This window comes from Halomonas sp. NO4 (genome assembly GCF_010994375.1).
Taxonomy (GTDB): Bacteria; Pseudomonadota; Gammaproteobacteria; order Pseudomonadales; family Halomonadaceae; genus Halomonas.
Window position 1 is genome coordinate 64498 of the sequence record NZ_WHMA01000006.1, and the last position, 24230, is coordinate 88727.

Genomic DNA, 24230 nt, shown 5'->3' on the forward strand with positions numbered 1-24230 from the left:
GTCGGAGCCCGGGGCGACCGTCCTCCGCCATCAGTCGTAGCGCTGCTTCCACTGCTGCTGCGCAATCTGTCCCTTGATCACTTCCAGCATGTCGACCAACACCTGCTCGGTGACGCGGTCGGTGTGGGCGTCGACGCGCATCCAGGCATCGAAGCCGCTGTCGGCCAGACGCTCCACCAGTTGGTTGAACTCCGGTGAGCGCAACCCCTCGATGGTCTCGTGGACCAGGCGGCAGGCGATGTCGCTGAGCGAGTCGTCGAGCGCGCGCGAGACCTGGCGGCCCAGCGGCAGACGCCGCAGGCGCTTGATCTCGGGGTTCTCCGCCAGGGTACGTCCCACCAGGGCGCTGATGTAGCGCATCAGGTCATCCCGGTTGGTCCGGTAGGCGCTGTCGACCATCGTCTCCAGGCGTCGACTGATCTCGTGGATCAGTTGCTGCTTGCGCGGCATCACCACGTCCTCGGAGAGCCGCTTCGACAGCGAGCCGCTGTCGCGCACCTGGTCCTGGACGCTGTCCAGCAGGCGCAGGGCGGCGCGGTCGGAGAGCTCCTCCATCAGGATGTCGTAGTACTTGGCATAGACGCCGTAGAGCCACCAGCGGCGAACATCGATCAGCCCCAGGCGCTGCAGGCGGTGCAGCAGCGAGATGATCCGCAGCACGCGCAGCAGCCGGAAGCCGCTCAGGGGGATGCAGCCCAGCACGTCGTACCAGTGCACGAAGGGGTAGAAGAACCAGCGGTGATAGCGGCGTTCGATGATCGCCACGACCCAGCCCACCAGCACGTCGAGCAGCAACACGGCCACGAAGGCCAGGTCGATGGCGATGAAATTGGCGCGGACATGGCGTTCATAGGCGCCGTGCAGCCCCGGCGCCACGGCCTCGAAGGCGGCGTTCAGCGGCGGCAGCAGGAACAGGCTGTCGAACAGCAGCAGCGCTAGGTTGGCGATGACCACCGCGATGATCAGCAGGTCCCACACCAGGTGGAAGTTCTCTTGCCGGCGAGAGCCTGCGCCTTGCTCCGAGCTGGGATGAGACATGGCCCCTCCTGTTGCCGCTGGTGGGAGTGGACGCGCCTGGCCGGGCAGTCTCTCTTCGCTCAGTCGCCGGCCGGCCCGTCGCAGGCGTCGCCCTGGTTGGCGAGATGATCGTCCTGGGTGCGCCGCTCCTCGTCTTCCGCCTGCTTGCGCAGTTTCTTGCGCAGCGCGGCCTTCTCGAAGCGTAGCTTCTGCAGCGGCGTGTCGAGCCGGAGGGGAGGCACCGGGGCGGGCTTGCCGTCCTCGCTCACCGCCACCATGGTCAGGTAGCAGCTGTTGGTGTGGCGGATCACCTTGTCGCGGATGTTCTCGGCGACCACCTTGATGCCGATCTCCATGGAGGAGCGCCCCACGTGGTTGACGCAGGCCAGGAAGGTGACCAGCTCACCGACATGGATCGGCTGCTTGAACAGTACCTGGTCCACCGAAAGGGTGACCACGTAGTGGCCGGAATAGCGGCTGGCGCAGGCGTAGGCAACCTCGTCGAGTTTCTTGAGGATGGCGCCACCGTGCACCTTGCCGCTGAAGTTGGCCATGTCGGGCGTCATCAGCACGGTCATCGAGAGCTCGTGCTGGCCGGGCAGGTCCTGGGGTTCCATGGTGAGCATCCGGTTCGGGTGTCTTTCTAGCATAACGCCCCGGCCCGCGGATGGAGGCCGGGCGTCATGCCTGTGCGGGGCGGCGGGGCTAGAACCAGGTTAGTCCCGCGGCAATGATGGCGCCGGTGATGAACAGCTGCACCAGGCAGAAGCCCATGATGTCCTTGGCCTTGAGCCCGGCGATGCCGAGCACCGGCAGGGCCCAGAAGGGCTGCAGCAGGTTGGTCCAGGCGTCGCCCCAGGCCACGGCCATGGCGATGCGCGGTACGTCCACGCCGAGTGCGGCCGCCGCCGGCAGCATCACCGGTGCCTGTACCGCCCACTGGCCGCCGCCGGAGGGCACGAAGATGTTGACGATCCCAGCGCTGAGGAACGACCAGAACGGCAGTGTGGCCTCGGTGGCGAAGGAGATCAGCGCCTCGGAGAGGGTCTCGGCCAGCCCCGACTGCATCATGATCGCCATGATGCCGGCGTAGAAGGGGAACTGGATGACGATGCCGGCCCCGCCCTTGATCGCCTCCTGCAGGCTCTCGAGCAGGCTGCGCGGCGTGCGGTGCAGCACGATGGCCAGGAACAGGAACAGGAAGTTGACCACGTTGAGGTTGAGGCCGCCGCTGCGCAGCAGGAAGTGATCGGCGAGGAACAGCAGGCCGGGAATGCCCACCAGCCAGGCCAGGGGCACGCTGTTTTCCAGACGGTCGGCGGGACGCTGGATGCGCACGCGGCGGGCTTCGTCTTCGCCGAGCAGTGCCGGGTCGACGTAGACGCTCTCCTCCTCGTCGGGCAGCATCAGGCGATTGACCAGCGGCACCGCGACGAAGAGGCAGGCCACGATGGCCAGGTTGAACAGCGAGAAGATGGTCTCGCCGGTGCCGATCACGCCGATCTGCTCGACGCTGAAGTGGCCGTCGGTGGCGATGGTCAGCGGCACCGAACCGGCCAGGCCGCCGTGCCAGACGATGAAGCCGGAGTAGGCGCTGGCCACCAGCAGCCGGTAGTCGACACGGATCTGGCGGGCCAGCTCCTTGGCGAACAGCGCCCCCACCACCAGGCCGAAGCCCCAGTTGATCCAGCTGGCGGCCAGCGACACCAGGGTGACCAGCACGATGGCGGCCCCGGCGTTCTTGGCCTGGCCGGCCAGGCGCTGCAGCAGCCGCTTGACGGGCGGCGAGCTGGCCAGCATGTAGCCGGTCACCAGGATCAGCAGCATCTGCATCGAGAAGGTCAGCAGATTCCAGAAACCGTCCCCCCAGTAGCGCAGCACCGCGAGCGGCGTCTGGCGCTCCACGGCAATGGCCGCGGCGGCCGCGATCACGGTCAACAGCAGCACGAAGATGTAGGGGTCGGGCAGGTAGCGCTCGACCAGCCGGACGGCCGGCTTGGAGACGGTCTTGAGCATGGCGGGTTCGCTTCTTCTGATGGGTAGCGAGGTCTGGCCCCAAAAGTAGCGTAGCCTCAGGGCGTTGAACCGGAAACCGGTCAACGGTGCCGCGCTTCTCCCGCCTTGTCAAAGCGGCGCGGCGTTGCCGGCAGCGTGGCGGGGCGCCAATGATGGCGCCGGTAGTGGCGGTAGTAGGCGGCCAGCGTGGCCGAGCGCACGGCGGTGAAGAGGGTGAAGGCGAACCACAGGCCATGGTTGGTGAGCGCCTCCGGCAGCAGCGCCTGGCCGAGCCACCAGGCGGGCAGGTAGGCGGCCAGACCCGCGAAGATGCTGTTGCGCATCTCGCGAATGGCCGTGGCCCCGATGAAGACGCCGTCGAGCAGGTAGCTCCATACGGCGATCAGCGGCATGGCCACCATCCACGGCAGGTAACTGGCGGCCGTGGCACGCACTTCCGGCAGCCCGGTGAGCAGGGCGATCAGCCACTCCCCGCCCAGCAGGAAGGCCAGGGCGGCCGCCCCGGCGGTGGCCAGCGAGAAGGTGGCGGCCCCGCGCACCATGGCGGCGAACTCCTCCCAGCGGCCGCGTCCCACGGCGCGCCCGGTGAGCGCCTCGGCGGCGTGGGCGAAGCCGTCCAGGGCATAGCTGGTGAGCATGATGAACTGCAGCAGCACGGCGTTGGCGGCGAGCACCGTGTCGCCCTGGACGGCGCCTCGCGAGGTGAAGAAGGCCATGGCAAAGAGCAGCCCCAGGGTGCGCACGAAGAGGTTGGCGTTGACCCGGAAGAGCTCGCCGTAGGCGCTGAGCCGGAACAGCCGGTGGCTCAGAAAGCGTCCCTCGAGCAGGCGCAGCTGACGCACGATCAGCCAGCCGCCGAAGGCCAGAGCGGTGTAGTCGGCGATCACCGTGGCCCAGGCCACGCCGTCGCTGGTCATGCCCAGGCCCACCACGAAGAGCAGATCCAGGACGATGTTCACTCCGTTGGTCAGCACCAGGATGGCCAGGGTGACCCGCGAGTTCTGCTGGCCCAGAAACCAGCCCAGGATGGCGTAGTTGGCGAGCACCGCCGGCGCCGAGAGGATGCGGATCTGGGCGTACTCGGCGGCCAGGTCCGTGGCGACCTCGCTGCCGTCGAGCAGCCACAGCCCCAGGGCGATCAGTGGCGTGGAGAGCAGGATCAGCACCGCACCGATGCCCGCGGCCAGCAGCAGCGACTGGCCCAGCAAGTGGCGAACCTCGCTGTCGCTTTCGCGGCCCACCGCCTGGGCGGTGAGCCCGGTGGTGCCCATGCGCAGGAAGCCGAAGCCCCAGTAGAGGAAGCTGAACAGGGTGGCGCCCAGGGTGACCGCGGCGAGGTAGCGTGAATCCGGCAGGTGGCCCACCACGGCGGTATCGACGAGCCCCAGCAGCGGCACGGTGATATTGGAGAGAATGATCGGCCAGGCCAGCGCCCAGATGCGCTGGCGGGCGGCCCCTGGGGGGTTGGCTCGGCTCACGGCAGTTTCCCTGGCGAACGAAGGGGCCATCTTGGCCAGCGGTTGCCCGTCACGCAACAGCCCCGCTCGGGGCGGGGCTGTTGACGATAGGGGGTGCGAACGGCCGTGATCAGGCGGCCGTGATCAGGCGGTACTTCTCCATCAGCTGCTCGCGGCTTTCCTGGCGCTCCGGGTCGAGGGGGATGCAGTCCACCGGGCAGACCTGCTGGCACTGGGGCTCGTCGTAGTGGCCGACGCACTCGGTGCACAGGTTGGGATCGATGACGTAGATCTCCTCACCCGGGGAGATGGCGCCGTTGGGGCATTCGGGTTCGCAGACGTCGCAGTTGATGCACTCGTCGGTGATCATCAGGGCCATGGGGCTACCTCGCGGTCGGGCGGGCCGGCTCGGTCGGCGGGCGCCCTGGGTGGTGCCACTCGGTGAGCGAATCGCCGAGTAATTCAGTCAGGTATTGTAATGGCTCTTGAGGGTTTCGGCGACCCTGGGATGCACCAGCCGGGTGATGTCGCCACCCAGCTTGGCGATCTCGCGCACGATGGTCGAGGAGATGTAGGAGTTCTCCACGGCCGGGGTGAGGAAGACGCTCTCCAGCTCCGGTGCCTGGGCGCGGTACATGTTGGCGAGTTGCAGCTCGTACTCGAAATCGGAGACGGCGCGCAGGCCGCGCAGGATCACCCGCGCGCCCTGCTCGGCCATCATGTCGGTCAGCAGGCCCGAAAAGCCGATCACCTCGACGTTGGGCAGCTCGGCGGTGACCTCGCGGGCGAGGGCGATGCGGGTGTCGAGATCGAGCGCCGGGCCCTTGCCGGGGCTCGCCGAGATCGCCACCACCACGCGGTCGAAGAGCCGGGTGGCACGCTCAATCAGGTCATAGTGGCCGTGGGTGATGGGGTCGAAGGTGCCGGGGTAGATTGCACTGTTGCTCACGTCTCGTCTCCATCGTCCAGGCGGCCGAAGGGGTTGTCCACGGAGAGCGACACCGGTCGGGCATAGCCGGGAATGTGGATTCGTTCGGCGCTCACCCCGAGTTCCGGGCCCTCCAGCACGCCTTCGCCGAAACGGTAACGGGCCTGGTAACGGCCGTGGTCGGCCTCGCTCACGTAGGCGCGCGCGGCCTCGCGGGTCGCCTCGCGGCGCTCGCGCCAGGCGGCCAACGCCGGTTCGCCGTGGCGGTTGGCCAGCAGCCGTTCGGTCACCGCCGGCGAGAGCACCACGCCGGTGGCGTTGTTGCCGCCGAAGCCCTTGGCGTTGATGAGGCTGGCATCGGCAGCGAAGGGGACGGGCTCGCGGAAGAGGCGAAGGTGCTCGGCATAGACGTCCTCGGCCACGGCGTCCAGGGTGGGGATGCCGGGCAGCAGACCGTGGGCGAAGCTGCCCAGGGCGCTGGCCAGCTGGTCGCCGGCAGCGCTGCCCTGGGAGTGGCCGACGAAGGCCTTCACCGCCACCACCGGCCAGGTCTCGATGCCCTGGGCATGGGCCACGCGATCGAAGACGTGGGACTCGGTGACGCGATTCTTGGGCGTGCTGGTGCCGTGGGCGTGCAGGAAGGTGCGTTCGCGCAGGGCCCGGGCGCCGAGCATGTCGCGCACCAGGGCGGCAGCCTTGCCCAGGGTGATGTAGTTGCCGATGCCGGGGGCCGAGATGGAGCGCTTCCAGCCGTCGGCATTGACGAACACCGCCGGCACGCTGCCGCGGATCTCGGCGCCGGTCTCCAGCGCCAGGGCGTCGTCCATCAGCAGCAGGAACTGGCTCGACTCGGCGATGGTGAAGCCGCAGTTGCGCGCGAAGGGCCGGCAGGCTCGCTGGTAGTCGGCGTCGGTGAGCAGCTCCAGGGCGTCCAGCGCCTTGAGGCTCTCGTCGTCGGCCAGCGCCCCCATGGCGCGGAAGCCTTCGATGATCTCCGGGGTCACCGGGGCGTCGGAGGTGCCCACCATCACCACGCGGCGCTGGCCGCTGCGGATGTCCTCCACGCCCAGGCGCAGGTTGTAGAGGAAGCTGGCGCAGGCCCCCAGCACCGCGCCGGTGCCGCCCACGCTGCCCAGCACGTAGGCGTTGAGGAAGTCGGCCGGCATCTGGCCGTAGCCCAGCGGCATCTGCTTGGAGGTGGTGCGGCTGCCCGAGACGAAGCTCTTGAGCAGCCCGCCCCAGCCCTCGTCGTCGAGTTGGCCGATGGAGTTGCCGGCGTAGACGGCGATGTCGTCGGGATCGAGGCGGTCGCGCAGCGCTTCCCACTCGAGGCCGCTGTCGCCCAGGCAGTCGCTGGCGGCGAAGATCGCCATGGAGAGCCCGCGCGGGTGGTGCACGCTGCGGTAGTAGCTGCGCGGGTCGAAGCCGCTGGGCAGCTGGCCGGCGGCGCGCACCAGAGCGGGCCGGGTCTCGGGGAGCATCACCTCCAGGTCGCCCGGGGGGACCGCGACCTCCAGGGTCTGGCGGTCGACCTCGCGGATCTGCCAGGTGGGGGGCAGGCGGTCGGGCAGCTGGCGACGGCGCACCCGGAAGGTCAGCGGGGTTTCGAGGCCGAGGGTGGCTCGGCGGTTGGCGGGCAGGCCGGCATCGTTGAAGCGGGGGTCCTCGATGCGGCGGATCAGCGTGTGATCAAGCACCTGGGCGCGGCACTGCTCGGCGAGCTGCGACGCCGGTATCGGCCGCCCCTCGGTGTCGTGCCAGCCGTCGTCGTGATGGCTGCCCAGTCCCATCAGGGCGGCCAGCCCCAGCAACAGTTGCTGCTGGTCGCCATCGGGAAGGGCGTCGATCACGGTGCGACGAAATGCCTGATGGCCAGACGTCCGACCGGCGGGATTGATGCCGCCCATGCCGACGATCACGGGTAAGTGTGACAAGCCGCTTTCCTCGTGTGCTGTTCGTGCGAGTCGCTGTTATGGGTATTGGATGGGCGATCATAGCACCCGGTTCGCTGCGGCGTCATGGTCCCGGCCGCCGGGACGGGGTGCCAGCGAGCATGAAACAAACGTTTGAAGAAGGTGGCCGGCTGGGTTACCCTGAGCGTGCTGTTTGAGTCATACGAGTGGGTATCTGGGCGCCTCGCCATGAGGCGCCCTTTTTTTCTTCGTTTGTGTTGCTTCGTCTGGCGCCTCGCCTGTGGCGGGTGACCGAGCACCTCGCCAGCGGCTGCCGGGCTGGTAGAATGGGCGGCCGTTTATTCGAGGAAGGGGTGCCCCATGCAGGCCAGCTCCCGCACCATCACCTCCAATCAGGCCGGGCCGCACGACGACCTTGCGCGCCGCGTCGCCCGAGCACTGGCCCATCCGCTGCGCAAGCCGGTGGCCGAGCATACCCGCACGGCGTTTGCGGCGGCGCAGGCGTGGCGGGAGGCTCACCCGGGCCCGCTGATCCTGGACGCCGGCTGCGGTGTGGGGCTCTCCACGCGGCGCCTGGCCGAGCGCTTTGGCGACCATGCGGTGATCGGTGTGGACCGCAGCGCCCATCGGCTGGCCCGCGATCACGGTGCGCTACCCGACAATGCCCGGCTGGTGCGGGCCGATCTGGTGGACTTCTGGCGCCTGGCGCTAGCGGCGGGCTGGCAGCCGGCGCGCCACTACCTGCTCTATCCCAACCCCTACCCCAAGGCGGCGCACCTCAAGCTGCGCTGGCACGGCCACCCGGTGTTTCCCACCCTGCTGGCGCTGGGCGGGCGCCTGGAGCTGCGCTCCAACTGGCGCCTCTACGTGGAGGAGTTCGCCCTGGCGCTACGACAGGCCACCGGCATGTCTCCACTCGTGGAGCCGCACTCCCCCTGTGATCGTTGCCTCACGCCGTTTGAGCAGAAGTACCATGCCAGCGGCCAGCCGTTGTGGCGGCTGGTGTTGGACCTGCCCCACGCCCCCGGCCTGATTCCCGACCTGCAAGGAGAGTCCTGATGCCCTTCGTCTACCTGGCCCTGGCCATCGTCGCTGAGGTGGTCGGTACCACCGCCCTCAAGGCTACGGATGGCTTCACCCGGCTGTGGCCCAGCGTCGTCGTGGCGGTCAGCTACCTGCTGGCCTTCTACCTGCTGTCGCTGGTGCTGCGCAGCATTCCGGTGGGCATCGCCTATGCGATCTGGGCCGGGCTGGGGATCGTGCTGGTGGCCGCGGTGGGCGTGGTGGTCTATGGCCAGCGTCCCGACCTGCCCGCGCTGCTGGGCATGGCGATGATCGTCACCGGCGTGGTGGTGATTCAGCTCTTTTCGCGCGTGGCCGCACATTGAAACCGCTGTATCGTCGGGCCAAGCCGTCTCTTATCGGCCTGTCCGCGTCCCTGAGTCTCTGTTCGAGGTGTCCGGGTATGCTGCGTCGCCCCTTTCTCCTTCTTTCCCTTCCCGTTTTCGTGTGGCTGCTGTTGCTGCCGCTGTCTGCCCTGGGCTCCGGCTTCACCGAGCTCGGCCGGCTCGCCGAGCGCGGCTTTGTGATCGGTGCCGAGGCGCGGCTGCTCGACAACGATGAGGTACTCGGCAGCATCGCTCCGGAGCATCAGCTCTCGCCGGCCTCGGTCTCCAAGGCCTACCTGGCGGCGGCGGCGCTCGACCGCTGGGGGCCGCAGCACCGCTTCACCACCCGCCTGGCCAGCGACGCCGTGCTCGACGGCGAGGGCGTGCTGCGCGGCGACCTGGTGTTCGAGGGCAGCGGCGACCCGGGACTGGCCACCGAGGACCTGTGGCGCCTGAGCCAGCGGCTGCATCAGCGCGGCGTGCGCGAGGTCACGGGGCGGCTGGTGATCAGCCAGTGGCGCTTCGGACCGGTGGCCTGTCTCACAACCGACCGCTGCGAGGGGCGCGAGCGGGTGGCCAACACCTACAGCGCGCTGCTCTCGGCGGCCGGCATCAACCACGGCAACTGGTGCGTCAACGTCGCCCCGGGCGGCGAGGCCCAGGCACCGGCGCGGATTACCAGCTGCGACAGCCAGGCGCCCATCGTCGCCGTCGACAACCAGGTGATCACCCTGGCGTCGGGCGGGGCCACCGAGCTCGATGCCGAGCGAATCACCCGCGATGGCGAGGACGTCATGGTGCTGCGCGGCACCATCGCCGGGGACGCCGCGCCGCGCGACGTCTATCGCACCAGCGGCGACCCCGCGACGCAGACCGCGCGCACCCTGGCGGCGATGCTCGAGCAGGCCGGCATCCGGGTGGGCGGCGGCCAGGCGACCACCGTCCAGCCGCCCTCGCCGGCGGCGCGTACCCTGGCCAGTATCGAGGGTCGCCCGCTGCAGGCCCTGCTGGTGGACACCCTGCACTACTCCAACAACTTCATGGCCGACATGCTCACCCTGGGGCTCGCCGAGGTGCCGCGGCCCAGCCTGCCGGACGGCGCGGCGGCCATCGAGCACTTCGTGGCCGGCATTCCCGACCATGGATCGTTCACCCTCGAGAGCGGCAGCGGTTTGACGCCGGAGAACCGCACCACGGCGCGCGGTATCAACGCCCTGCTGGCCAGTTTCTATCATCGCCCGGCGCTCTTTCCCGCCTTCGTGGCCGGCCTGCAGACGCCGAGCAACGGCGTGATGCGCTTCCTGCACCGCGGCTCGCCGATCGTGCAGAACCGTGTGATGCTCAAGACCGGCACGCTCAACCAGCCGGTGGCGGTACGCGCCGTGGGCGGCTACTTTCGCACCCGCACGGGGCGCTGGGGCGTGTTCAGCGCCCTGGTCAACGGCACCGCCACCACTCCCTGGCTCAACTGGCGCCAGGTGCTGGACCCCCTGACCCGGGATCTCGAACAGATGATCGATGCCAACTGACAAGGAAGCCATCAGCATCATGAAACCTGCACACACCGGCTGGCGCCACCTCATCAGCGCCACCCGCTACTCCCTGAAGGGCTTGAAGGCCGCCTTGCGCCATGAAACCGCCTTCCGTCAGGAACTGGTCATCGCCGTGCTGCTGCTTCCGGTGGCGCTGTGGCTCGGTCGAGAGCCGCTGGAGTGGGTGCTGCTGATCGGCAGTTGCCTGCTGGTGCTGATCGTCGAACTGCTCAACAGCGCCATCGAGAGCGTGGTCGACCGCATCGGGCCGGAGCCCCACGAGCTTTCCGGCCGCGCCAAGGACCTCGGCTCGGCGGCGGTATTTCTCACCCTGGGCATCGCCGGCCTGACCTGGGGGCTCTTGGGCTGGCGGGCACTGTTCGGCTAGCCCGCGCGGCGCGGTCACGGGTGCCGTTGGCCCGTCGCCTTGGTTATGCTGGGGGCATTCGAGCTGCAACGAGCGAGACGCCCATGTCCCTGTCCCACGACTTCCTGCCCGCCGACGACATCCCGGCACCGCTGCGGCCGGCCCTCGACAAGACCTGGCAGCGCCTGGTCGACAGCCTGGCCCAGGCCGACAACGTCGCCGAGATGACCGGTCAGGAAGCGCCCTCCGAGAGCTGGGAGGCGCTGGACGAGGCGCGTCGTCGCCAGCTGGCGCGGGTGCTCGCCATCTCCGATTTCGCCGCCGAGACGCTGGTGCGCCATCCCGACTGGCTGCAGCACCTGGACGCCAGCGGGGAGCTCGATGCGGTGCCCGAGGCCGGGGCGTTCGCCGAGCAGCTCAGCGAACGCCTCGAGAGCGTCGAGGAGGAGGCCGAGCTGCACGCCGCCCTGCGCCGTTTCCGCCGGGCGCGCCTGCTGGGCATCGTGTGGCGCGATCTGACGCGGCCGCCGGGGATCGACATGTGGGCCACCGCCGGGGCGGTATCGGCGCTGGCCGAAACCTGCCTGGAGGGGGCGCTCGGCTGGCTGGAGGCGCACCTGGCCCCGCGCTGGGGGCAGCCCGCGCCGCGCGCCGACGGCAGCGAGCAGCGCCTGGTGGTGCTCGGCATGGGCAAGCTCGGCGCGGGTGAGCTCAACCTCTCCTCGGATATCGACCTCATCTTCGCCTTTCCCGAGAAGGGCGAGACCCAGGGCGGGCGCAAGGCGCTCGACCATCAGGAGTATTTCACCAAGCTCGGTCAGCGGTTGATCACCGCCCTGGACGCGGTGACCGCCGACGGCTTCGCCTTCCGCGTCGACATGCGCCTGCGTCCGCTGGGCGATGGCGGGCCGCTGGTGGGCAGCTTCTCCTCCCTGGCCAGCTACTACCAGGACCAGGGGCGCGAGTGGGAGCGCTACGCCCTGCTCAAGGCGCGTCCCGTGGCCGGCGACCGCGAGGCCGGCCGCGAGCTGCTCGCCAACCTGCGCCCCTTCGTGTATCGCAAGTACCTCGACTTCGGCGCCATCGAATCGCTGCGCGAGATGAAGGCGCTGATCAACCGCGAGGTGAAACGCCGCGGCCGGGAGGGCAACATCAAGCTCGGCCGCGGCGGCATTCGCGAGGTGGAGTTCGTGGTTCAGGCGTTTCAGCTGATCCGTGGCGGCCGCGACACCGAGCTGCAGGTGACCTCGCTGTGCACGGCCCTGGCGCGGCTGCCCGAGCTGGGCCTGTTGCCTGCCGAGGTGGTCGCCGAGCTCGAGCCCGACTACGTCTTCCTGCGCGACCTGGAGCACGTTCTCCAGGCGCTGGAGGACCGCCAGACCCAGAGCCTGCCCGACGACGAGGTCGATCGCGAGCGGGTGGCCCTGGCGCTGGGCACCGAGGACTGGCCCGCGGTGGTGGCGCGCCTCGACGAGGTGCGCACCCGGGTGCGCCAGCACTTCGATGCGGTGATCGCCGACCCCGAGGAGGATCTTGCCGAGGAGGCCGAGACGCCGGCGGGCAGCGGCGTGGCCCTGGAGGAGTGGCGCGCCCTGTGGCACGGTGAGCTCGACGACGACGAGGCCCAGGCGCTGCTCGGCGAGGCCGGCTTCACCGACCCGGCCACGACGCAACGGCGCCTCGCCACCTTGCGCCAGTCGCGCCACGTCCAGGCCATGCAGCGCATCGGCTTCGAGCGCCTCGAGGCCCTGATGCCGATGCTGCTCGACGCCGCCGCCGGCAGCGAGGCGCCGGACACGGCGCTGGAGCGCGTGCTGCCGCTGATCGAATCGGTGCTGCGGCGCACCGCCTACCTGGCCCTGCTGCGCGAGAATCCCGATGCCCTGGGTCACCTCATGCACCTGTGCGGGGCGAGCCCGTGGATCGCCGAGCAGCTGGCACGCCACCCGCAGCTGCTCGACGAGCTGCTCACTCCGGAAACCCTCTACACGCCGGCCGACAAGACGCGTCTCGCCGACGAGCTGCGCCAGACCCTGGGGCGCCTGCCCGAGGACGACGAGGAAGCCCAGCTCGAGGCGCTGCGTGTCTTCAAGCACGCCCATGTGCTGCGCGTGGCCGCCTCGGACATCGCCGGCACGCGCCACCTGATGAAGGTCAGCGACTACCTCACCTACATCGCCGAGGTGCTGCTCGAGGCGGTGCTGGCCATGGCCTGGACGCACCTGACCCGCAAGCACGGCTACCCCCAGCGCCGCGACGGCAGCCGCGCCGGGGCCGAGCCGGAGTTCCTGATCGTCGGCTACGGCAAGCTGGGTGGCATCGAGCTCGGCTACGGCTCTGACCTCGATCTGGTGTTCATTCACGACGCCGACTCCAATGCCACCACCGACGGGCGGCGTCCGCTGGACACCCCGGTGTTCTTCACCCGCCTCGGCCAGCGCATCATCCACCTGCTCACCGCGGTGACCCCGGCCGGCACCCTCTACGAGGTGGACATGCGCCTGCGCCCCTCCGGCAACTCGGGGCTGCTGGTCACCTCGCTGCCCGCCTTTGCCGAGTACCAGCGCAGCCAGGCCTGGACCTGGGAGCACCAGGCGCTGGTGCGTGCCCGGGTGGTGGCCGGCCACGCCGAGCTGACCGCGGCCTTCGATGCCGTGCGCGGCGAGATCCTGGGCCGCGAGCGCGACCGCGAGGCGCTGCGCGAGGAGGTGGTGGCGATGCGCCACAAGATGCGCGAGCACCTGGGCAGCAAGGGCGAAGGTGACGACTTCGACCTCAAACACGACCCGGGTGGCATGGTCGACATCGAGTTCCTGTGCCAGTTCGCGGTGCTCTCCATGGCCCACGAGACGCCCGATCTATTGGCCTACAGCGACAATATTCGTATTCTGGAAACACTGGAAGCGACCGGCCGGCTGCCGGGGCGCGACTGCCAGCGTCTGCGCGATGCCTATCTCGCCTACCGCAGCGCCGTTCATCGGGCCTCGCTGACCCGCGAGGCGGCTCGTGGCCGGGACGCGGACTTTCACGCCCATCGACAGGCGGTGAGTGACCTCTGGCAGCGGCTGCTCGAGCCCGAGCGCTGATGCCGGCCACCTATAAGCACCCAGACTCAACTCGATTTACCACAAAGGACGAACACTATGTCGATGGCTGACCGCGACGGTCTCATCTGGTTTGACGGCGAACTGGTTCCCTGGCGCGATGCCCGGATCCACGTCCTCACCCATACCCTGCACTACGGCATGGGCTGCTTCGAAGGCGTGCGTGCTTACGCCACTGATGAGGGCACGGCGATCTTTCGCCTCAAGGAGCACACCGACCGGCTGTTCGACTCGGCCAAGATCCTCGGCATGTCGATGCCCTACAACAAGGCGACCATCAACGAGGCCTGTCGGGCGGCGGTGCGCGAGAACGGGCTCGAAGAGGCCTACCTGCGGCCCATGGTGTTCTTCGGCAGCGAGGGCATGGGGCTGCGCGCCGACAACCTCCAGACCCACGTGATCGTGGCCGCCTGGGAGTGGCCCTCCTACATGTCGCCCGAGGCGCGCGAACTGGGCATCAAGGTGCAGACCTCGTCGTTCACTCGCCACCACGTCAACATCTCGGTGACCCGCGCCAAGGCCAACGGCCAGTACATCAACTCGATGATGGCGCTCGCCGAGGCGCAGCGCGGCGGCTATGACGAGGCGTTGCTGCTCGACCCGCAGGGCTATGCGGCGGAGGGCTCCGGCGAGAACCTCTTCGTGGTCAAGAATGGCGTCATCTACACGCCCATGCTCACCTCCTGCCTCAACGGCATCACCCGCAACACCGTGCTGCACATCGCCGAGCACCTGGGCTTTGAGCTACGCGAGAAACTGATCACCCGCGACGAGATCTACATCGCCGACGAGGCCTTCTTCACCGGCACCGCCGCCGAGGTGCTGCCGATTCGCGAGCTCGACGGCCGCACCATCGGCGAGGGCCGTCGTGGCCCGATCACCGAGCAGGTCCAGTCGCTCTACTTCGACCTGGTGCGCGGCAAGCGGGTCCTCGATTCGGAGTGGCTCACCCCGGTGGCCTGACGGTCGATGAGGGATGATGCGACAGGTGGCCGCTGACGTCTGGCATTGACGCGAACGGCCGCCTGTCGGCATTCAGCGCAGGGACTCCACCAGCGCGAGGTTCTTGCGCAGCGACTCGCGGGTCACCTTGAGGTGGTTGTCGAACTCGGTCAGCTCCTCCACCGCGTCGGGGCGCTGTCGCTCCAGGTAGTCGATGGCGGCCCGGAGCAGCTGCTCCTGGTACGCCAGGTAGGCCGTCTCGAAGCCTTCCCCTTCCTCTTCCTGCAGCGCCGCATAGGCCTCGTGGTCGCCCAGGGTGGTAGGGCTGTCGGCGGCGGACGCCTCGACGTCGGCCTCCGCCAGCCAGGCATCGAGCACGGCGTGGTCGCGCTCGAGGGTGTTCGCCAGTTCGACCACCGCATCACGCTCGATCCGTTCCGCGGCCAGGGCCGAGAGCTCGGCCTGGTGCCGATGCAGGTCACGCAACGTGGCCTGCACTGCCTCGCGGTCGTAGTTGGCCAGTGCCGCCCCCGCCATCAGGCCCATCAGGGCCACCGATGCGGCCATTATCGAGCGAATTGAAACGAAAGGTTTCACTGGTTTTCTCCTGGTTTTTCCCCGAAACCATCCCCTGTCGCCCCGATTTGCGTGATGTGTCGTTGCTTCCTACGGTAGTACAAGATGTCGCGTTTGGGGCCGTATTCATGCAAAGAACAGTTAATCAAGACAGTCGCCGACCCGAGCCCTCGTCTCATCGCCCGCAGAAGAAACAGGAACTGCTGGTCTTTCTCTTTCTCGCCCTGGTGCTGTTTCCCATCCTCGCCGTGCTGCTGGTTTCCGGCTACGGCTTCGCCGTGTGGATCTTCCAGATCTTCACCGGGCCACCCGGACCGCCCGGCTGAGGGCTGAGACGGCGGCGAGCCAGACCCTGACGACATGACCAGCAACACCGTGACGACAATAACGCATAGGGGGAAGCCACATGGGAGTGGACGTTTCGCGGCGCGCTCTGCTCCGAGGGCGTTTCGATCGGACGCCTTCGCTGCGCCCGCCCTGGTCCCTTGACGAGTCGACTTTCACGGCGCATTGCACCCAGTGCGCCGACTGTGTCGAGGCCTGCGAGACGGGCATCATCGTGCGCGACGCCGCGGGCTTTCCCCAGGTCGATTTCCAGCGCGGTGAGTGCACCTTCTGCCAGGCCTGCGTGGACGTGTGCCAAGCGCCGGTCTTTCGCGACCCCGAGCGCGAGCCCCCCTGGGGCCAGGTGGCCGAGATCGGCCCCGCCTGCCTCGGGCCCCAGGGCATCTACTGCCGAAGCTGCGGGGAGAGCTGCGAGACGAGCGCCATCCGTTTCGTCTACAACGCTCACCGCGTGCCGGAGCCCCGCGTGGATACCGAGGCCTGCACCGGCTGTGGCGCCTGTGTCGCCATCTGTCCCACACAGGCCATCACGGTGGGCCCGCCCCTGCCACCCCGCCGCGAGGAGACGCCATGAACCGGGAAGTGCATATATCCAGCCTGGTGGTGCAGCTTCAGCCCGAGCAAATCGAGCCGGTCAGTCAGCGCTGCCGGGCTCACCCGGGCGTCGAGGTCCACGCCACCGACCCGCACGGCAAGATGGTGCTGGTCCTGGAGACGTCAGGCCAGCGCGAGGTCGTGGAGTTCATCGATGGGCTCCAGCTCGCGCCCGGCGTGCTATCGGTGAGCCTCGTCTACCACCAGGTGGAGAGCGCCGACGAACTGGACAGGGAGATGATCCTAGAGGGGAGTAGCCATGAAGCTGACGCGACGTGATTTCATCAAGGCCTCGGCGGCTTCCACGGCCAGTGCCGCCGCCGGCATCAGCGCGACGAGCCAGGCGCAGAACCTGATCACCGACTCCGCCCAGGCCCAGTTGAAGTGGTCGAAGGCCCCGTGCCGCTTCTGCGGCGTGGGCTGCGGCGTCAATGTGGCGACGCGCGACAACCAGGTGGTGGCCACCCACGCCGACATCAATTCGCCGGTCAACCGCGGCGTCAACTGCATCAAGGGTTACTTCCTCTCCAAGATCATGTACGGCGAGGACCGCCTGACCCAGCCCCTGCTGCGCAAGACCGACGGCGAGTACGACAAGAACGGCGAGTTCACCCCGGTGAGCTGGGACGAGGCCTTCGACGTCATGGCCGCGCAGTACAAGCGGGTCCTCAAGGAGAAGGGCTCGGAGGCGATCGGCATGTTCGGCTCCGGCCAGTGGACGGTGTGGGAAGGCTATGCGGCCAACAAGCTGATGAAGGCCGGCTTCCGCTCCAACCACATCGACCCCAACGCCCGCCACTGCATGGCCTCGGCAGTGGCCGGCTTCATCCGCACCTTCGGCATCGACGAGCCCATGGGCTGCTACGACGACATCGAGGCGGCCGACGCCTTCGTGCTGTGGGGCTCCAACATGGCGGAGATGCACCCCATCCTGTGGACGCGCGTCACCGACCGCCGGCTCTCGGCACCGCACGTAAAAGTGGCGGTGCTCTCCACCTTCGAGCACCGCTGCTTCGACCTGGCGGACATGCCGATCGTCTTCACGCCCCAGGCGGACCTGGCGGTGCTCAACTACATCGCCCGCTACATCATCGAGAACGACCGGGTCGACTGGGACTTCGTCAACCAGCACGTGCGCTTCAAGGAGGGCAATACCCTGATCGGCTACGGGCTGCGTCCCGAGCATCGGCTGGAGCTGGTGGCCGAAAACGCCGAGGACCCTGGCGGCGCCAAGGACATCGACTTCGAGCGCTACCGCGAGTTTCTCCAGGAGTACGACGCCGAGACCGTCACCGAGCTTTCCGGCGTGCCCAAGCGCCGGCTCGACGAGCTCGCCGAGCTCTACGCCGATCCGGACACCCGGGTGATGTCGTTCTGGACCATGGGGTTCAACCAGCACACCCGCGGGGTGTGGGCGAACAACATGATCTACAACATCCACTTGCTGACCGGCAAGATATCGACCCCGGGCAACAGCCCCTTCTCGCTGACCGGACAGCCCTCGGCCTGCGGCACCGCCCGCGAGGTGGGCACCTTCGGCCACCGGCTGCCGGCGGACATGGTGGTGATGAATCCCCAGCACCGGGAGTTCGCCGAGGACACCTGGCGCGTCCCGCGCGGCCTGATCCGGCCCGAGGCAGGGGCCCATGCGGTGCTGCAGAACCGCATGCTCAAGGATGGCAAGCTCAACGCCTACTGGGTGCAGTGCAACAACAACGTCCAGGCGGCGGCCAACCTGGTCGAGGAGACCTACCCCGGGTACCGCAACCCGGAGAACTTCATCGTCGTCTCCGACGCCTACCCCACGGTGACCGCCGAACTCGCCGACCTGATCCTGCCGGCGGCCATGTGGGTGGAGAAGGAGGGCGCCTACGGCAATGCCGAGCGGCGCACCCAGTTCTGGCACCAGCTGGTGGAGGCGCCGGGCGAGGCGCGCTCGGACCTCTGGCAGCTGATGGAGTTCTCCAAGCGCTTTACCACCGACGAGGTGTGGTCCCAGGAGCTGCTCGACGCCAATCCCGAGTTCCAGGGCCGGACCCTGTTCGATGTGCTGTTTCGCAACGGCCAGGTCGACGCCTTCGGCCTCGACGAGCTCAATGCGGACTATGCCAATCAGGAGGCGCACCATTTCGGCTTCTACGTCCAGAAGGGGTTGTTCGAGGAGTACGCCAAGTTCGGTCGCGGCAAGGCGCACGACCTGGCGCCCTTCGACGTCTACCACCAGGAGCGTGGCCTGCGCTGGCCGGTGGTGGACGGCGAGGAGACCCTGTGGCGCTACAACGGCGACTACGACCCTTACGTAGAGGAGGGGCGCGACTTCCAGTTCTACGGCCACCCGGACGGCAAGGCGGTGATCTTCGCCGTGCCCTACGAGCCGCCGGCGGAGTCGCCCAACGACGAGTACCCCCTGTGGCTGGTCACCGGCCGGGTGCTCGAGCACTGGCACTCCGGGTCGATGACTCGCCGGGTGCCCGAGCTGCATCGCGCCTTTCCCCAGGCGGTGGTCTACCTGCATCCCGAGGATGCCCGCGAGCTGGGGGTGAGACGGGGCAGCGAGGTGCGCATCGTCAGTACCCGGGGCGAGATGAACAGCCGCGTCGAGACACGGGGGCGCAACCGCATGCCCCGCGGCCTGGTGTTCGTGCCTTGGTTCGATGCCAGCCAGCTGATCAACAAGGTCACGCTGGATGCCACCGATCCCATCTCCAAGCAGACGGACTTCAAGAAGTGCGCCTGTCGGATCGAGCCGGTCTAGGGGGGAAGTGCCATGCGACTGAGTGCCATGCGACTGATCGTGATCGCCTTCGCCGTGCTGGGGATCAGCATGGCCGTCATTGCCGCGGAAGGGGAGCTCGATGCCATGCGCGGCAACATGCCGCTGCTAGAGGAGCGCACCCCCGAGCCGCTCTATCCGGTTGAAAACCGGGATATCCGGCGGGTGCGCGCCTACCCCATGCAGCCGCCCACCATCCCGCACAAGATCGACAACTACCAGGTCGATCTCAACGCCAACCGCTGCATGAGCTGCCACAGCCGGGTGCAGGTGGGGGAAAGCCAGGCGCCGATGGTCAGCGTGACCCACTACATGGATCGCGATGGCAACTTTCTCGCTGACCTGTCGCCGCGCCGCTACTTCTGCAATCAGTGTCACGTGCCGCAGACGGATGCATCGCCGGTGGTCGACAACACCTTCGTCGACATCATCGACATCATCCGCCAATCCCCTGACACGGAACAGTGAGGGCCGCTGAATGCTGAAACGAATCAAGAGCCTGCTGTCGAACTTCTGGCGCATCTTCCGCTCCCCCAGCGGCTATTTCAGCCTCGGCTTTCTCACCGTGGGCGGCTTCATCGGCGGCGTGCTGTTCTGGGGCGGGTTCAATACCGCCATGGAAGCGACCAACACGGAGGCGTTCTGCATCAGCTGCCACGAGATGCGCGACAACGTCTACGAGGAGATCCAGCCGACGATCCACTTCTCCAACCGCTCAGGGGTGCGGGCCGTCTGTTCCGATTGCCACGTACCCCACGACTGGACCGACAAGATGGCGCGCAAGATGCAGGCCTCGAAGGAGGTGTGGGGCAAGATCTTCGGCACGATCAATACTCGCGAGAAATTTCTCGAGCATCGCCTGGAGATGGCCTCGCGCGAGTGGCGACGCTTCGAAGCCAACGACTCGCTGGAGTGTCGCAACTGCCATGACGAGGAGGCCATGGACTTCACCCGCCAGAGTCCCCGCGCGTCGGAGGCGCATCGGCGGGGCCTGATCGAGGGCGACGATACCTGCATCACCTGCCACAAGGGCATCGCCCACGAGCTACCCGACATGTCCGGCGTCGAGGGCTGGGAGTGATGGCCCGACTGCGGGCCGGATGTGTCACAGGCGTGCGAGCGCCGTTTCCAGGCCAGTGAGATCGGTGGTGGTGACGACGTCGCCAGGGAAGGGGGAGGCGGCCGGGTCGGTGGTGACGCCGATGAAGGCGGTGCCATTGGAGCGCGCCGCGCGATAGTCGTTGTAGGAGTCGCCGATCATCACCGTGGCGCCCGGGGCGTGGTCGCGGCGCACCAGCAGGTTGCGCAGCCCCGTGACCTTGTCCGGTGGGGCACCAATCACCTCGAGGAAGTAGCGGTCAAGCCCGCGCTGTGCGGTGATCGCCTGCAGCTCCGTTTCGGGAGTGGCGGAGAGCAGGTAGAGCGGCACCCGCTCGGCCCAGCGCTCGAGAAAGGCCAGCGCGCCAGGAATGGCCGGGGCCTCGAGCAGGCGCTGCTCGACCCGTGCCTTGAAGCGCCGGCACAGCGCCTGGATGCGCGCATCGCCGGCCTCGCGGCCGAGGATACGCCCTTCGATATGGCGGAACTTCACCTCGCGGGGCTGGCCGCCGCGGCGTTCCAGGTAGGCCACCACGTCGCGGCGCTGCTCCTCGGGCTCCTCGGCATAGAGGTCGGCGAAGGCCTGGCGCTTGAGCCGCGCCGAGTCGAGGATCACGCCATCGAAGTCGAAGACCAGGGCGGTGTCGGGACGGGACAGGCGATCGCTCACGGCTGGCTCCCTATCGACTCGACCTGGCGCGGCCGTGATGGTCGCGCCGGGTCGCAGCGGTGCTCACTGTCGGCTCAGGCGGCGCTTCACCCAAGGCTTGAGCGGCGTCTGGCTGAGTAGCACCAGCACTATGACCAGGGTCAGCACCAGCGACAAGGGGTTGGCCACCAGGGCCAACAGGAACTGGCCGGTGTCGTCGCCCACCGAGGACATTGCCTGGCGGTAGGTCTCGTCGAGCAGTGGCCCGAGGATCACGCCGAGGATGATGGGCCCCATCTGGAAGCCGAACACCTTGAGCCAGTAGCCGAGGATACCAAAGCCGAGCATCCAGTAGACCTCCATCATGTTGCTGTTGATGGAGTAGGTGCCCACCACGCAGAGCACCAGGATCAGCGGGATCATCAGCGCCTTGGGAACTTCCACCACCTTGGAGAAGACCTTGATGCCGGTCAGCCCGAAGAGCAGCAGGAAGAGGTTGGCCAGCGCCAGGTTGCCCACCGTGAACCAGAAAATGTGCGGCGTCTCGATCATCAGCATGGGGCCGGGATTGAGGCCATGGATGACCAAGGCGCCGATGATCACCGCGGTCACCGCGTCGCCCGGCATGCCGAGTGTCAGCATGGGCACATAGGCGCCGCCTACGGCGGCGTTGTTGGCGGTTTCCGGCGCCACCAGTCCCTCGTAGGCGCCCTCGCCGAAGGGGCTCGAGGGATTCTTGACGGTACGCTTGGCATGGTCGTAGGCAAACAGCGAGGCAATATCGCCGCCGGTGCCAGGCAGGGCGCCGACCACCACCCCGATGATCGAAGTTCGCACCGAGAGCGGCAGGTACTTCAGCACCATCTTGAGTGGGGGAATGATCTTGTCGACCTTCTGCTTGACCGGCACCCTGTTGAGGTTGTGCAGCTGGTAGAAGGCTTCGGCGGCACCGAACAGGCCGATCATCACCACCACGTAGTGGATGCCGCCCATCAGTGCCATGCTGCCCATGGTCAGGCGTGGCTGGGCGGTGACCATGTCCATGCCCACCAGGCCGATGATACCGCCAAGGGCCACGGAGAAGATGCCGCGGGCCAGCGACTTGCCGGAGAGGGTGCTGACCAGCAGCAGGCCGAGCACGGCAATCAGGAAATAGTCGCGCGGGGCGAACTCCAGCGCCATATCCGCCAGGTAGGGGGCGGTGCCGGCCAGCACCAGGGTGCCGAGCAGGCCGCCGATTACCGACATCACGGTGCTCAGGCCGATGGCACGTCCAGCCTCGCCGCGCTGGGCCAGGGGGTAGCCGTCGAAGGCGGTGGTCACTGCCGAGGGGGCGCCGGGAATGTTGAGCAGGATGGCGGTACGCGAGCCGCCGTACACACCGCCCACGTAGATGCCCACCATCAGCGCCAGGGCGTTGTTGATATCCCAGGAGAAAGTGAAGGAAATGAGGATCGACGCGGCCATGGTCACCGAGAGGCCGGGGATCGCGCCGACATAGATGCCGGCCAGGGTGCCCACTGCGGTCAGCAGCAGCAGCTGGGGGTCCAGCCAGGCCATCAGGAGATAGGAGAAGGTATCGCTCATCGGGGACCTCTGCGGTCAGGGGAGGTAGACGCGGAACACCAGCGTGAATAGGCCGTAGATCACCGCGATGGCCACGGCGGCGATGATCAGCGAGCTGACCACCCGGCCTTGGCGGAAATAGATGAACATCACCGCCAGGAAGAAGAAGGTGCTGATGTAGAAGCTCACCCAGACGATGGCGGCGAGATAGGCCACGGCGAATAGGGTGAAAACCACGATATGTGGCTGAAAGTGCTCGTGGAAGAACACCTGGAATTCGTGCCGGGCGTTGCGAATCCGCGGGTCACGCCGCTTATGGCGGTGGCTGGCCAGTATCACCAGCGACGAGGCGAGCATGATCACGGCAAGTCCCATGGGAAAGGAGCCCGGCGAGTTGAGGCCGGGAATCCCGTCGATGCGATAGGCCTCGATCAGGACAGCGATGCTCAGCAGCAGCAACAGCCAGTCGAAGACCTTCTCCCCCGCCTGGACGCGCTCGAATTTTTGGCTCATGGGATGACTCCAAGCAGGCCGGGCGAAACTTGCCCGGCCTCCGGCAGGTTGGGTTGGGGGTCAGGGGCGCGGAATGCCGAGCTCCTCGGGCGTCGCCTCGAGGATACCGGCATCGGCTTCGTACATGGCCCAGGCGGTGACCGACTGCCAGTTGTCCAAGTACTGCTCGGCCTCTTCACCGTTGAGGTTGAGCGCCTCGGCACCGAAGTTCTGCAGGAATTCCTGGAACTCCTCCCTGCCCACGGCTTCTTCATAGGCCGATTCAAGGGTCGCCTTGGCCTCGTCCGGGGTGTCTTCATGGACGAAGACGCCCCAGAACGGGCCCCAGGGCAGGAAGGATTCGATGTCCGGCAGCGCTTCGGTGATCGGCGGCACCTCGGGCAGCGAGTCGATCTCCTCGGTGGTCAGCACCGCCAGCCCCTTCATTTCGCCGCCGCGGATCTGCTCGCCGGCGGCGGCCAGGCTCAGCGGCATGAAGTCGATATGCCCGCCCAGCATGGCCGTGATGCCGGGGCCGTCGCCCCCGAAGGTCACGGTTCGCACGTCCAGCTCGTCGACGGCATTGATCATGGCATACACGGTGCTTGGCAGGCCGCCGGCCCCGGTGCCACCCATGCGCAACTCGCCAGGGTTTTCCTGGGCGTGCTCGAGCAGTTCGGAAAAGTTGTCGTAGGGGCTGTCGGCGGGCGCGGCGATCACCACCAGCCCCTGGCCGATGATGTTGACGGTGTGCATGTCGTCATAGGTGAAGTCGGCCAGGCCCATCAGCGGATAGAGCAGCGGGTTCTCGGCACCGTAGAGCAGGTTGTAGCCGTCGGGGCGCTGGCGCATCACGTGGTTCATGCCGATCACGCCGGTGCCCCCGGCGCGGTTGGTGAGCACGAGGGTGGTGTCGAGGATATCCTCGACGTGGGGGGTCAGGCTGCGTGCCACGTTGTCGGTGGCGCCGCCGGCGCCCCACTGGATGGTGGCCTGGATGTTGCGCTCGGGATACTCGGCCTGGGCGGTGCCGGCCAGGGCCAGGGAGCCGACGGCAAGGGCGAGCGGGGCCAGAATCGGTTTGAACATGGGTCCTCCAGGGATGCTTGTTGTGGTGGCTGCCAGACTTGGGCAGTGCCCCTTGTGTCGGGGCGGTGAATGACCGTTTATGTTCGCTTTACGAACTTACGTGCTTCCTGCGAACACTAGAACTCCCTTCCAGAAGTGTCAATGCGTGAGGGGCCATCTAAGACCATGGTCGAAGGTATCGAGATGGCCGCCGACCGCGCTGCTCCGGTGAGTCCGTTACCAAGGTATACCCTCTATAGTAGTAGGCAGTGGCAGGGAGGGGCGGTAGCCCAAGGTATGGAACGACGTTCCGAAACACCTTGCCAAGCGCCCCCTGTCTTCGTGCATAATGCGAACTAAAGAACGCTATGCGAACAAGCGGCATCGCCGGCTCTCGATGTGAGC

General features: G+C 67.6%; 24 protein-coding genes. 12 read left to right on the forward strand and 12 right to left on the reverse strand.

Annotated elements, in window-relative coordinates; all coding sequences use genetic code 11:
• Positions 1-30: 30 nt before the first annotated feature.
• The 7 genes from FEF15_RS06855 to FEF15_RS06885 all read right to left on the reverse strand — a co-directional run bounded on the left by FEF15_RS06855 (position 31) and on the right by FEF15_RS06885 (position 7325).
• Complete coding sequence (locus FEF15_RS06855; RefSeq protein WP_163558415.1) at positions 31-1038, reverse strand: ion transporter; 1008 nt, start codon at positions 1036-1038, stop codon at positions 31-33.
• Positions 1039-1097: 59 nt separating this feature from the next.
• The gene (locus FEF15_RS06860; protein WP_163558416.1) at positions 1098-1634 is read right to left on the reverse strand and encodes an acyl-CoA thioesterase; all 537 of its coding nucleotides are present in this window, start codon (positions 1632-1634) and stop codon (positions 1098-1100) included.
• 88 nt (positions 1635-1722) lie between these two features.
• Positions 1723-3033 carry a short-chain fatty acid transporter gene (locus FEF15_RS06865; RefSeq protein ID WP_163558417.1) on the reverse strand — a complete coding sequence of 437 codons (1311 nt, stop codon included), beginning with the start codon at positions 3031-3033 and terminating at the stop codon, positions 1723-1725.
• Positions 3034-3113: 80 nt separating this feature from the next.
• Positions 3114-4511, reverse strand: coding sequence for an MATE family efflux transporter (locus tag FEF15_RS06870; protein ID WP_240454098.1), 1398 nt, complete (start codon positions 4509-4511; stop codon positions 3114-3116).
• A 109-nt stretch (positions 4512-4620) separates the two neighbouring features.
• On the reverse strand, positions 4621-4869 hold the full coding sequence (locus tag FEF15_RS06875) for a YfhL family 4Fe-4S dicluster ferredoxin (protein WP_163558418.1): 249 nt from the start codon (positions 4867-4869) through the stop codon (positions 4621-4623).
• 87 nt (positions 4870-4956) lie between these two features.
• Positions 4957-5439 carry a pantetheine-phosphate adenylyltransferase gene (gene coaD, locus FEF15_RS06880; RefSeq protein ID WP_163558419.1) on the reverse strand — a complete coding sequence of 161 codons (483 nt, stop codon included), beginning with the start codon at positions 5437-5439 and terminating at the stop codon, positions 4957-4959.
• Positions 5436-7325: a beta-ketoacyl synthase gene (locus FEF15_RS06885; protein ID WP_163558507.1), complete on the reverse strand. Its 1890-nt coding sequence runs from the start codon at positions 7323-7325 to the stop codon at positions 5436-5438. Before FEF15_RS06885 ends, coaD begins: the two co-directional genes overlap by 4 nt.
• Positions 7326-7691: 366 nt before the next feature.
• Between FEF15_RS06885 and FEF15_RS06890 the strand changes: the two genes are divergently transcribed.
• From FEF15_RS06890 to FEF15_RS06915, 6 genes are all read left to right on the forward strand, one after another.
• A complete protein-coding gene (locus tag FEF15_RS06890) occupies positions 7692-8390 on the forward strand; it encodes a methyltransferase domain-containing protein (RefSeq protein WP_163558420.1) in 699 nt (232 codons plus the stop codon).
• Positions 8390-8719, forward strand: coding sequence for an SMR family transporter (locus FEF15_RS06895; protein WP_163558421.1), 330 nt, complete (start codon positions 8390-8392; stop codon positions 8717-8719). The genes FEF15_RS06890 and FEF15_RS06895 overlap by 1 nt, the downstream gene beginning before the upstream one ends.
• A gap of 77 nt (positions 8720-8796) precedes the next feature.
• Positions 8797-10248: a D-alanyl-D-alanine carboxypeptidase/D-alanyl-D-alanine-endopeptidase gene (gene dacB, locus FEF15_RS06900; protein ID WP_163558422.1), complete on the forward strand. Its 1452-nt coding sequence runs from the start codon at positions 8797-8799 to the stop codon at positions 10246-10248.
• A 19-nt stretch (positions 10249-10267) separates the two neighbouring features.
• Entirely contained in the window at positions 10268-10639 is a 372-nt protein-coding gene (locus FEF15_RS06905) for a diacylglycerol kinase (RefSeq protein ID WP_163558423.1), read from the forward strand.
• Positions 10640-10722: 83 nt separating this feature from the next.
• Positions 10723-13704 carry a bifunctional [glutamate--ammonia ligase]-adenylyl-L-tyrosine phosphorylase/[glutamate--ammonia-ligase] adenylyltransferase gene (glnE, locus tag FEF15_RS06910; protein WP_163558424.1) on the forward strand — a complete coding sequence of 994 codons (2982 nt, stop codon included), beginning with the start codon at positions 10723-10725 and terminating at the stop codon, positions 13702-13704.
• Between the two features lie 57 nt (positions 13705-13761).
• Positions 13762-14685, forward strand: coding sequence for a branched-chain amino acid transaminase (locus FEF15_RS06915; RefSeq protein ID WP_163558425.1), 924 nt, complete (start codon positions 13762-13764; stop codon positions 14683-14685).
• Between the two features lie 72 nt (positions 14686-14757).
• Here FEF15_RS06915 and FEF15_RS06920 read toward each other — a convergent pair whose 3' ends face one another.
• Positions 14758-15261, reverse strand: coding sequence for a DUF4142 domain-containing protein (locus tag FEF15_RS06920; RefSeq protein WP_163558426.1), 504 nt, complete (start codon positions 15259-15261; stop codon positions 14758-14760).
• A 107-nt stretch (positions 15262-15368) separates the two neighbouring features.
• On the opposite strand from FEF15_RS06920, the gene napE reads away from it, so the two are divergent.
• From napE to FEF15_RS06950, 6 genes are all read left to right on the forward strand, one after another.
• A complete protein-coding gene (napE, locus tag FEF15_RS19615; RefSeq protein WP_163558427.1) occupies positions 15369-15566 on the forward strand; it encodes a periplasmic nitrate reductase, NapE protein in 198 nt (65 codons plus the stop codon).
• Positions 15567-15646: 80 nt separating this feature from the next.
• Complete coding sequence (napF, locus tag FEF15_RS06930) at positions 15647-16159, forward strand: ferredoxin-type protein NapF (protein ID WP_163558428.1); 513 nt, start codon at positions 15647-15649, stop codon at positions 16157-16159.
• A complete protein-coding gene (locus FEF15_RS06935) occupies positions 16156-16458 on the forward strand; it encodes a chaperone NapD (RefSeq protein ID WP_163558429.1) in 303 nt (100 codons plus the stop codon). The genes napF and FEF15_RS06935 overlap by 4 nt, the downstream gene beginning before the upstream one ends.
• Positions 16439-18934, forward strand: a complete 2496-nt coding sequence (gene napA / locus FEF15_RS06940) for a nitrate reductase catalytic subunit NapA (protein WP_163558430.1) — start codon at positions 16439-16441, stop codon at positions 18932-18934. The genes FEF15_RS06935 and napA overlap by 20 nt, the downstream gene beginning before the upstream one ends.
• Positions 18935-18946: 12 nt before the next feature.
• Positions 18947-19420 (forward strand): nitrate reductase cytochrome c-type subunit, encoded by a 474-nt coding sequence (locus FEF15_RS06945; RefSeq protein ID WP_240454099.1) that lies wholly within the window; start codon positions 18947-18949, stop codon positions 19418-19420.
• Between the two features lie 10 nt (positions 19421-19430).
• Entirely contained in the window at positions 19431-20033 is a 603-nt protein-coding gene (locus FEF15_RS06950; protein WP_163558431.1) for a NapC/NirT family cytochrome c, read from the forward strand.
• 24 nt (positions 20034-20057) lie between these two features.
• Here FEF15_RS06950 and FEF15_RS06955 read toward each other — a convergent pair whose 3' ends face one another.
• From FEF15_RS06955 to FEF15_RS06970, 4 genes are all read right to left on the reverse strand, one after another.
• Positions 20058-20720, reverse strand: coding sequence for an HAD family hydrolase (locus FEF15_RS06955; protein WP_240454100.1), 663 nt, complete (start codon positions 20718-20720; stop codon positions 20058-20060).
• 63 nt (positions 20721-20783) lie between these two features.
• Complete coding sequence (locus FEF15_RS06960) at positions 20784-22286, reverse strand: tripartite tricarboxylate transporter permease (protein ID WP_163558432.1); 1503 nt, start codon at positions 22284-22286, stop codon at positions 20784-20786.
• 15 nt (positions 22287-22301) lie between these two features.
• Positions 22302-22778 (reverse strand): tripartite tricarboxylate transporter TctB family protein, encoded by a 477-nt coding sequence (locus FEF15_RS06965; RefSeq protein ID WP_163558433.1) that lies wholly within the window; start codon positions 22776-22778, stop codon positions 22302-22304.
• A gap of 60 nt (positions 22779-22838) precedes the next feature.
• Positions 22839-23846: a tripartite tricarboxylate transporter substrate binding protein gene (locus tag FEF15_RS06970; protein ID WP_163558434.1), complete on the reverse strand. Its 1008-nt coding sequence runs from the start codon at positions 23844-23846 to the stop codon at positions 22839-22841.
• Positions 23847-24230: the final 384 nt, after the last annotated feature.

What these genes read in the sequence shown, in the direction of transcription:
- FEF15_RS06915 (WP_163558425.1), top strand. Translation starts at nt 13,762, where the DNA reads ATGTCGATGGCTGACCGCGACGGTCTCATCTGGTTTGACGGCGAACTG.
- FEF15_RS06945 (WP_240454099.1), top strand. Translation starts at nt 18,947, where the DNA reads ATGCGACTGAGTGCCATGCGACTGATCGTGATCGCCTTCGCCGTGCTG.
- FEF15_RS06970 (WP_163558434.1), bottom strand. Translation starts at nt 23,846, where the DNA reads ATGTTCAAACCGATTCTGGCCCCGCTCGCCCTTGCCGTCGGCTCCCTG.
- FEF15_RS06890 (WP_163558420.1), top strand. Translation starts at nt 7,692, where the DNA reads ATGCAGGCCAGCTCCCGCACCATCACCTCCAATCAGGCCGGGCCGCAC.
- FEF15_RS06875 (WP_163558418.1), bottom strand. Translation starts at nt 4,869, where the DNA reads ATGGCCCTGATGATCACCGACGAGTGCATCAACTGCGACGTCTGCGAA.
- FEF15_RS06860 (WP_163558416.1), bottom strand. Translation starts at nt 1,634, where the DNA reads ATGGAACCCCAGGACCTGCCCGGCCAGCACGAGCTCTCGATGACCGTG.
- napE (WP_163558427.1), top strand. Translation starts at nt 15,369, where the DNA reads ATGCAAAGAACAGTTAATCAAGACAGTCGCCGACCCGAGCCCTCGTCT.
- FEF15_RS06935 (WP_163558429.1), top strand. Translation starts at nt 16,156, where the DNA reads ATGAACCGGGAAGTGCATATATCCAGCCTGGTGGTGCAGCTTCAGCCC.
- FEF15_RS06905 (WP_163558423.1), top strand. Translation starts at nt 10,268, where the DNA reads ATGAAACCTGCACACACCGGCTGGCGCCACCTCATCAGCGCCACCCGC.
- glnE (WP_163558424.1), top strand. Translation starts at nt 10,723, where the DNA reads ATGTCCCTGTCCCACGACTTCCTGCCCGCCGACGACATCCCGGCACCG.
- FEF15_RS06865 (WP_163558417.1), bottom strand. Translation starts at nt 3,033, where the DNA reads ATGCTCAAGACCGTCTCCAAGCCGGCCGTCCGGCTGGTCGAGCGCTAC.
- FEF15_RS06895 (WP_163558421.1), top strand. Translation starts at nt 8,390, where the DNA reads ATGCCCTTCGTCTACCTGGCCCTGGCCATCGTCGCTGAGGTGGTCGGT.
- FEF15_RS06950 (WP_163558431.1), top strand. Translation starts at nt 19,431, where the DNA reads ATGCTGAAACGAATCAAGAGCCTGCTGTCGAACTTCTGGCGCATCTTC.
- FEF15_RS06960 (WP_163558432.1), bottom strand. Translation starts at nt 22,286, where the DNA reads ATGAGCGATACCTTCTCCTATCTCCTGATGGCCTGGCTGGACCCCCAG.
- FEF15_RS06965 (WP_163558433.1), bottom strand. Translation starts at nt 22,778, where the DNA reads ATGAGCCAAAAATTCGAGCGCGTCCAGGCGGGGGAGAAGGTCTTCGAC.
- FEF15_RS06885 (WP_163558507.1), bottom strand. Translation starts at nt 7,325, where the DNA reads ATGGGCGGCATCAATCCCGCCGGTCGGACGTCTGGCCATCAGGCATTT.
- dacB (WP_163558422.1), top strand. Translation starts at nt 8,797, where the DNA reads ATGCTGCGTCGCCCCTTTCTCCTTCTTTCCCTTCCCGTTTTCGTGTGG.
- napF (WP_163558428.1), top strand. Translation starts at nt 15,647, where the DNA reads ATGGGAGTGGACGTTTCGCGGCGCGCTCTGCTCCGAGGGCGTTTCGAT.
- FEF15_RS06855 (WP_163558415.1), bottom strand. Translation starts at nt 1,038, where the DNA reads ATGTCTCATCCCAGCTCGGAGCAAGGCGCAGGCTCTCGCCGGCAAGAG.
- napA (WP_163558430.1), top strand. Translation starts at nt 16,439, where the DNA reads ATGAAGCTGACGCGACGTGATTTCATCAAGGCCTCGGCGGCTTCCACG.